This is a genomic window from Sphingopyxis sp. (assembly GCF_016463645.1).
Taxonomy (GTDB): Bacteria; Pseudomonadota; Alphaproteobacteria; order Sphingomonadales; family Sphingomonadaceae; genus Sphingopyxis.
Genome location: NZ_JAEMQX010000130.1, coordinates 1,797 through 9,362, shown reverse-complemented (window position 1 = coordinate 9,362; position 7,566 = coordinate 1,797). Strand labels below are relative to the sequence as shown.

Here is a 7,566-nt window from a genome sequence, read left to right as displayed (position 1 = left end):
ACGCCGCCGATGATCACATTGTGGAAATGCGCGATCAGGAACAGCGAGTTGTGCAGCACGAAGTCGGCGGGGGGCACCGCGAGCAGCACCCCGGTCATGCCGCCGATGACGAAGGTCAGCATGAAGGCGATCGTCCACATCATCGGCAGTTCGAAGCGGATGCGGCCGCGGTACATGGTGAAGAGCCAGTTGAAGAGCTTCGCCCCCGTCGGGATCGAGATCACCATCGTCGTGATGCCGAAGAAGCTGTTGACGCTCGCCCCCGACCCCATGGTGAAGAAATGGTGCAGCCACACGAGGTACGACAGGATCGTGATACAGATCGTCGCATAGACCATCGACGTGTAGCCGAAGAGCTTCTTGCCCGAGAAGGTCGAGGTGACTTCCGAGAAGACGCCGAACAGCGGCAGGACGAGGATATAGACCTCGGGGTGACCCCAGATCCAGATCAGGTTCACATACATCATCGGCGATCCGCCGAGATCGTTGGTGAAGAAGTTGGTGCCGACATAGCGGTCGAGGCTGAGCAGCACGAGCGTCGCGGTCAGGATCGGGAAGGAGGCGACGATCAGGATGTTCGAGCAGAGAGAGGTCCAGGTGAAGACCGGCATCTTCATCAGGCCCATGCCCGGCGCGCGCAGCTTCAGGATCGTGACAATCAGGTTGATGCCCGACAGGGTGGTGCCGACGCCGGCTATCTGGAGGCCCCATATATAATAGTCGACGCCGACATTGGGGCTGTAGGCGATCCCCGATAGCGGCGGATAGGCCAGCCAGCCGGTCTGTGCATATTCGCCGACGAACAAGGATATCATCGTGAGCACCGCGCCCGCGGTCGTCATCCAGAAGCTGAAATTGTTGAGGAAGGGAAAGCTGACGTCGCGCGCGCCAATCTGCAGCGGCACGATATAGTTCATCAGGCCGGTGATGAACGGCATCGCGACGAAGAAGATCATGATCACGCCGTGCGCGGTGAACACCTGGTCATAATGGTGCGGGGTCAGATAGCCTTCGGACCCGCCGAACGCCATCGCCTGCTGCAGGCGCATCATGATCGCGTCGGCAAAGCCGCGCAGGAACATGATGAGCCCAAGGATCATGTACATGATCCCGATGCGCTTGTGGTCGACGGTGGTGAACCACTCCGTCCACAAATAGCCCCAGAGGCGGAATTTGGTGATCAGCCCGAGTACGGCGATGCCGCCGAGGACGACGCCGATGAAGGTGACGACGAGGATCGGCTCGTGCAGCGGCAACGCCTCGAGCGACAGCTTGCCGAGGATCGGACCGGTTTCGGGTGCGGGATGCGGGATGGTCATGTTGATCTCGGGCTTCTTCAGGACATCGGGCGTTCGGCGGCGGCGGGTGCACGCAGCGCCGTACGTTCGGGCTTCGAAGGATGGGGAAGCCCCTCGCCCTTCAGCTTGTCGGGCGCGACCGGCTTCGCGTCGGGGCGGTCGTTCGACATCACCGGCGAACTGCAATAGGCGGCGACATAGCGCATGCTCCAGCGAGCAGCGTCGATCGTGCCGCGCGCGGCGAACTTGTCATAGATCACCTGCCGGACATTGCCGATGCCCGCGATGCCCGCCCCGCCTTGGGCGTCGAGCGACATCATGTCGTGCATGCACATCTTGCCCGGCTCGACGCACATGTTGACGACCGCGTCGAAAAGCTGCGGATCGCTCGCGGCGAAGCGGCGGACGGGCTCCTTGTGCGTCGGCTTCTCGAGCTTCAGATAGGTGTCGCGGCTGAGGTCGCCTTCCGCCGACGCCTTCGCCTCGGCAACCCATTTGTCGAACTCGCCCGCAGGCAGGCTCTTGACCGCGAAGCGCATGTTCGAAAAGCCCCAGCCCGAATAGTTGGCCGAGAAGCCCTCATAATTTCCGGTCTTGTCGAACACGCCGTGCAGCTTGGTTTCCATGCCCGGCATCGCGTAGATCTGCCCCGCGAGTGCGGGCACGTAAAAGCTGTTCATCACCGACGAGGAGGAGATACGGAAACGGATCGGCCGGTTCACCGGCAATGCCAGTTCGTTCACCGTCGCGACGCCCTGTTCGGGATAGATGAACAGCCATTTCCAGTCGAGCGCGACGACCTGCACGTCGAGCGGCTTTACCTCGGCGGCGACGGGCTGCCCCGGCCCCGTGCGCGCAAGCGGGCGATAGGGGTCCAGCAAATGCGTCGCGACCCACGTCACCGCGCCGAGGCAGATGATGATCAGCAGCGGCGCCGACCAGATGACGAGTTCGAGCTGCGTCGAATGGTCCCAGTCGGGCTTGTACGTCGCCTCCTTGTTCGACGCGCGATATTTCCACGCGAAGAAGATCGTCAGCCCCATCACCGGCACGATGATCAGCAGCATCAGCACCGTCGACAGGACGATCAGGTCGCCCTGCTGGCGCGCGACGTCGCCGGCGGGATCGAGCACGATCAGCCCGCAACCCGACAGCAGGGGCAGCGCGGCGAGCAGCGGCAGGAGCCGCAATCGGGCGGAAAAACGGGGGAGATTGCTTGGCATGATGCGCGCCTAGGCCTCCTTTGTTGCACTGCACATAGGACATTTTGTCCAATCCCGCGACCGCTCTTCATCGCGCAGGGGCATTTTCATTCCGGGCATTTTTGCCCTATGACCGACTCGTGCCGCCGCATCTTGTCTTGCGGAGGGCGCCAGCTCAAGGATTGTTACCATGGCTGCCGACACCGTCCCCACCACCGAGGCCGAACGCGACGCCCGCGCCCTCCACGGCGCCAGTGAGGACGGGATCGCTCACCGCATCGACCCCGCCGAGATCGCGATCGGCGTCATCATCGGGCGGACGTCCGAATTCTTCGACTTCTTCGTCTATGCCATCGCGTCGGTGCTGGTCTTTCCGAGGCTCGTCTTCCCGCACCTCGACCCGCTGACGGGCACGCTCTGGTCGTTCGCGATCTTCGCGCTCGCCTTCGTCTCGCGTCCCGTCGGTACCATCATCTTCACCGCGATCGACCGCGCCTATGGCCGCGGTGCGAAGCTCACCATCGCGCTCTTCCTGCTCGGTGGCTCGACGGCGGCGATCGCCTTCCTGCCCGGCTATGAATCGATCGGCATCGGCGCCGCGCTGCTGCTCGCGCTGTTCCGCATGGGCCAGGGCGTCGCGCTCGGCGGCTCGTGGGACGGTCTCGCCTCGTTGCTCGCGATCAACGCGCCCGAAAACCGCCGCGGCTGGTACGCGATGATCCCCCAGCTCGGCGCACCGCTCGGCCTCATCGTCGCCAGCCTGCTCTTCATGTTCCTGATCTCGGCGCTGCCGGCCGAGGATTTCCTCGACTGGGGCTGGCGCTATCCCTTCTTCGTCGCCTTCGCGATCAACGTCGTCGCGCTCTTCGCCCGGCTGCGCATCGTCGTGACGCCCGAATATGCCGAACTGTTCGAAAATCGCGCGCTCGAGCCTGCACCGCTGCGTGAAACGATACGCTCCGAATGGAAGACGATCGTCATCGGCACCTTCGCGCCGCTCGCCAGCTTCGCGATGTTCCACATGGTCACCGTCTATCCGCTGTCGTGGGTGTTCCTGTTCACCGACGAAACCCCGGTGCGCTTCCTGATGATCGAAGCGATCGCTGCGGTCGTGGGCGTGGGGTCGATCATCGCCTCGGGCTATCTCGCCGACCGTATCGGGCGCCGCACCTTGCTCGGCGCGACCGCCGCCGCGATCGCCGCGTTCAGCGGCTTCGCGCCGCAATTGCTCGATGCGGGCGAGTTCGGCGAGGCGACCTTCATGATCCTCGGCTTCCTCCTCCTCGGCCTCTCGTTCGGCCAGTCGTCGGGCGCGCTCTCGTCGAACTTCCAGCCGCGCCACCGCTACACCGGGTCGGCCTTCACCTCCGACCTCGCCTGGTTGTTCGGCGCGGGCTTCGCGCCGATGGTCGCGCTCTGGCTGTCGAGCCAGTACGGGCTGATCGCGGCGGGCGGCTATCTGCTGTCGGGGGCGATCGTCACGCTCGTCGCGCTGTGGCTCAACCGCGAACTTGCAAGCACGATCGACTGATCCGGTCGAGCGGTCTCGCGCTGCTCGCACCCATTTTCCCGCCTATAATCTATGTTGATGGCAGGACGCCGCGCGCCCGGTAGATCGGGGGACGCAAAACGACCTGGCGACCCCGGGGCGGTTTGCGGATTCCTCTTGCGTAGCCATATCAAGGGGACGGAAGGGCCCTGCCGCGACGCAGGGCCCTTCTTGACGACCGGAGACCGCGCAACCCTTTTCCGCCTTCCTTCGTTCGGAGCGCAGACGCGATGGATACAGGGAGGGTGAAGGAATGAATGCCAGCACCGGCCACGACGGTCTCGACGTCTTCCTGCGCAAGCTGCTGAGCCACAGCCCCCTCCCGACCGACGATCAGGCGGCGATCCGCGCGCTGCCGCACAGCGTGCGCCATCTCGATGCCAATAATTATATCCTGCGCGAAGGCGATCAGTCGGGCGTCTGCCCGATCCTTTGCTCCGGCTTTGCCTACCGGCAGAAATCGACCCGCGAAGGCGGGCGACAGATCGTCGCGCTCAAGATTCCGGGCGATGCGCTCGACTTCCAGTCGATGTACGTCCGCACGATCGACCATAATCTGCAGGCACTGACCGCCGTCGACCTCGTCATCGTCGCGCTGGGCGATTTCGAGAAGCTGGTGGGCGACCGCCCCGCCATCGCGCGTGCCGTCATCGTCGACATATTGATCGAGGCGTCGATCGGGCGCGAATGGCTGCTCAACCTCGGGCGCCGCAACGCGCTGTCACGCCTCGCGCACCTCCTTTGCGAACTCCATTATCGACTGCTCGATACGCGCAGCGGCGGGCTCGACGCGCGCGACGTGCCGATGACGCAGGAACAACTGGCCGACCTGCTCGGGCTGACGCCGGTGCACATCAACCGCACGGTCAAGGAACTCGAACGGCGCGGCGCCGTCGTACGTCAGGGTCGCGGCATTCGGCTCGGCGATATCCCGCAGCTGCGCCTGCTCGCCGACTTCTCCGACACCTATCTCCACCGCGACGCCGGGGTTCCCTGATCAAAGCGCCGGCGAGATTCCGCCGTCGGCCGGCCGCTCGGGCCGGTCAGCCTCCACCGCGAAGAGCATTCGCGCCCGGTCGGCAAGCGCGGGCGCTTCGCCGAGGTGAAGATAGGTCGCGTTGAACGATGCCAGCGCCGCGAGTTGCTCGAAATCGGGGATTTCGAGCCGCATGTTGCGCAGCTCAACCGCACAGCGCATGCGGAGCTGCTGGACGATCCGGTTCACATGCACCTGCGTCAGCCCCATCGCCTCGGCCATCTGCCCCTGCGTCAGCAGGAAGTCGCACGCCCCGCCCCCTTCGAACGGCACGCCATGCTGGCGGACATAGATTTCGCAGAGCAGTTGCGCGACGCGTTCGAGCGCATTGCGCTGGCCGATATTGATCGTCCATTCGCGCTGCACGGCGGCGCCGATGATCTCGGCCCAGCACAGCGCGGGCGACAGATTCGGGCATTGTTCGAACAGGCGCTGCGCCTCGCTGCGGCCGATTTCGGCGACCGACAGGCGGCGCACCGCGGCGATCGAATGGTCGGCACGCCCAACCGTGAAGAGGTCGAGATCGCAAAGCTCGCCCGGAAGCACGAGCCCCAGGATCTGCCGTCGGCCATTGGGCAATTGCTTGTATTTCTGCGCCCAGCCCGAAAGCACGACACGCAGCGCGGTGGGCCTGTCGCCCTCGCGGGCGAGGTCGCTGCCCTTGCCAAAGTCCCGGACATTCCGCGCCAGGCTGGCCTCCCAGACCATCCGCTCACGCGGGGTCAGCAGCCCGTTCACGATTTCACCCAGCCCCATGCGTCCCCCTTGAAGATGGGGACCAGATGCGCGTTACGCGCGGCGCGAACATTCACCCATGTTAAGTTGGCGAAACACGAAGATCAAAGCGCCTGATGCGGCACGCTTGGGGAGGTTATAGCCCGTGCGCCGTGTCCGCGCTACGAGGCGCGGACGCCTTGGAAACAACGCCGTTTTCAGCGGAAGACTCATGCGAGGAGGGCAGCAGCTTCCAGACATTGGCGGCGGTTTTGGTCATGCGCGCCAGCAGCGATTCGCCTTCCCACAGCTCGACATTGATACCGTCGGTTTCGTTGCGAGCGATCTGGAACGCGTGGTCAGGGCCCTCGGCCCGGAAATCGACACGCCGGGGCGAGCTCGACGCATCGTCGAGCAACATCAAATGGAAAGCACGCATGGCTTTGCTCCTATAATTGTCGGGAGCAAGCGCGACCAGGCTCTCGGCATCGTTCGATCGGCTGGCCGTATGCAACGGAAAGGGACTGCGGGTTATGCCGGAACCACGAAAAGCCGATCTGGTGTGGGACCGCAGCCGGTAGCCAAGACATAGCATGCCGCGAGCCCCACCCCTAGGCAATTCGCCTTAACATGGATCAGTTTCGCGCCAAGCCCCTGGCAAAAAGGGCCAAAAAAGCCCGTCAGGCGGCGCCTTCCCCCATCATATAATCGGCCAGGCCATAGCAATGGCTCGCCTGATAGGCGTTCCTGCCCCGATTCATGTGGGTCAGGTTGAACCGCCGGACGGCGCGCAGCGCGCGCGGGACGCCGAGAAAGCGGCGAATGGCAGCGGCGCCCCGCATCCCGATGATGACGAGGTCCGAACTGCCCGGAACCGAATGACTCACTTCTTCGGACACCCGTGCGTCTTGCTCCAGGAACCGCAGGTCGATCCGCTCCGGCGCGAGCGAACCGTCGGTCGTGAAATCCGACAGATGAACAATGAAGCGGGCGCGAAGATCGTCGCCGTCGGCATAAAGGGTGAACAGTTCCATCCAGCTCGCATTGACGCGAACCAGGGGCTTGTCGGACGTCGACGGCAGGCAGGATACCGACCAGTAGGCGCGCTCGGTGGCGCGCGGGATGGGGATGGCGTTCCGGCCGTAAAACTCGAGAATCCCCAACAGTCCGGATGCTTGCGGGCGGCGAAGCAGCTTCTGGAAACGCGCCGCATATCTCAGCCGCTGCTCGAACGATTCCTGCCGCTCCGCGGCATCGACCGGATTCGCGCGTCCGTCCAGCCAGGCAGCCTGCTGATCCTGATCCAGAAACTGGCGCAGCCCTTTGGCGCCCTGACCCGTCTTCCTGCTCATGCCGGAAGAATGGAGGACCGGCGCCCGATCATCAAGAGCGTTGCCGTTGCCCCGCAGGGCTGCCGTCCTTCGCACGATCCGCGCGAATCGCCCCGAGGTCCGCTGGAGGACCGGCTTCGGAGATGCCATGGTTCATGGGGATGACCCCTGGTGGCAGGGCTTGTATCGAACCAAATATATTATCTAATAATTATCATAACTTAAAGGATACCTGAAAAATACTACCCCCACATTTACCCCCACATTATTGAAGCGTTGGGTCGATTAATAGAACCACCGTTTAGATTCGCTTTGGCAGATAAGCGACCGCTGACGGCTGGCTCAAACTGTTTCGCAAAGACTCACAAGAGCATTTTCGAGGGCCCTTCGCCTGTTATGACCATAGCCGGTGAGGCATTGTCGCGCGGAATAGAAG

At 63.6% G+C, this 7,566-nt stretch carries 7 protein-coding genes; 2 read left to right on the top strand and 5 right to left on the bottom strand.

Annotated features, from left to right (window positions below; genetic code table 11):
* The coding region (locus tag JHC57_RS18730) for a cbb3-type cytochrome c oxidase subunit I (protein ID WP_294031959.1) at positions 1-1,319 on the bottom strand (1,319 nt) is incomplete at its 3' end.
* A 17-nt stretch (positions 1,320-1,336) separates the two neighbouring features.
* Positions 1,337-2,521: a ubiquinol oxidase subunit II gene (cyoA, locus tag JHC57_RS18725; RefSeq protein WP_294031958.1), complete on the bottom strand. Its 1,185-nt coding sequence runs from the start codon at positions 2,519-2,521 to the stop codon at positions 1,337-1,339.
* A 169-nt stretch (positions 2,522-2,690) separates the two neighbouring features.
* Between cyoA and JHC57_RS18720 the strand changes: the two genes are divergently transcribed.
* On the top strand, positions 2,691-4,031 hold the full coding sequence (locus tag JHC57_RS18720; RefSeq protein WP_294031957.1) for an MFS transporter: 1,341 nt from the start codon (positions 2,691-2,693) through the stop codon (positions 4,029-4,031).
* 271 nt (positions 4,032-4,302) lie between these two features.
* The gene (locus JHC57_RS18715; protein WP_294031955.1) at positions 4,303-5,046 is read left to right on the top strand and encodes a Crp/Fnr family transcriptional regulator; all 744 of its coding nucleotides are present in this window, start codon (positions 4,303-4,305) and stop codon (positions 5,044-5,046) included.
* On the opposite strand, the gene JHC57_RS18710 is transcribed toward JHC57_RS18715, so the two are convergent.
* The 3 genes from JHC57_RS18710 to JHC57_RS18700 form a co-directional block, all read right to left on the bottom strand.
* Positions 5,047-5,841, bottom strand: a complete 795-nt coding sequence (locus JHC57_RS18710) for a Crp/Fnr family transcriptional regulator (RefSeq protein ID WP_294031953.1) — start codon at positions 5,839-5,841, stop codon at positions 5,047-5,049.
* Positions 5,842-5,956: 115 nt separating this feature from the next.
* Complete coding sequence (locus JHC57_RS18705; protein ID WP_294031951.1) at positions 5,957-6,238, bottom strand: hypothetical protein; 282 nt, start codon at positions 6,236-6,238, stop codon at positions 5,957-5,959.
* Between the two features lie 241 nt (positions 6,239-6,479).
* The gene (locus JHC57_RS18700) at positions 6,480-7,151 is read right to left on the bottom strand and encodes a hypothetical protein (RefSeq protein ID WP_294031949.1); all 672 of its coding nucleotides are present in this window, start codon (positions 7,149-7,151) and stop codon (positions 6,480-6,482) included.
* Positions 7,152-7,566: the final 415 nt, after the last annotated feature.

Bases quoted from the DNA above. Each gene is read 5' to 3' on its own strand.
- JHC57_RS18710 (WP_294031953.1), bottom strand. From the start codon at position 5,841: ATGGGGCTGGGTGAAATCGTGAACGGGCTGCTGACCCCGCGTGAGCGG.
- JHC57_RS18715 (WP_294031955.1), top strand. From the start codon at position 4,303: ATGAATGCCAGCACCGGCCACGACGGTCTCGACGTCTTCCTGCGCAAG.
- JHC57_RS18700 (WP_294031949.1), bottom strand. From the start codon at position 7,151: ATGAGCAGGAAGACGGGTCAGGGCGCCAAAGGGCTGCGCCAGTTTCTG.
- JHC57_RS18720 (WP_294031957.1), top strand. From the start codon at position 2,691: ATGGCTGCCGACACCGTCCCCACCACCGAGGCCGAACGCGACGCCCGC.
- JHC57_RS18705 (WP_294031951.1), bottom strand. From the start codon at position 6,238: ATGCGTGCTTTCCATTTGATGTTGCTCGACGATGCGTCGAGCTCGCCC.
- cyoA (WP_294031958.1), bottom strand. From the start codon at position 2,521: ATGCCAAGCAATCTCCCCCGTTTTTCCGCCCGATTGCGGCTCCTGCCG.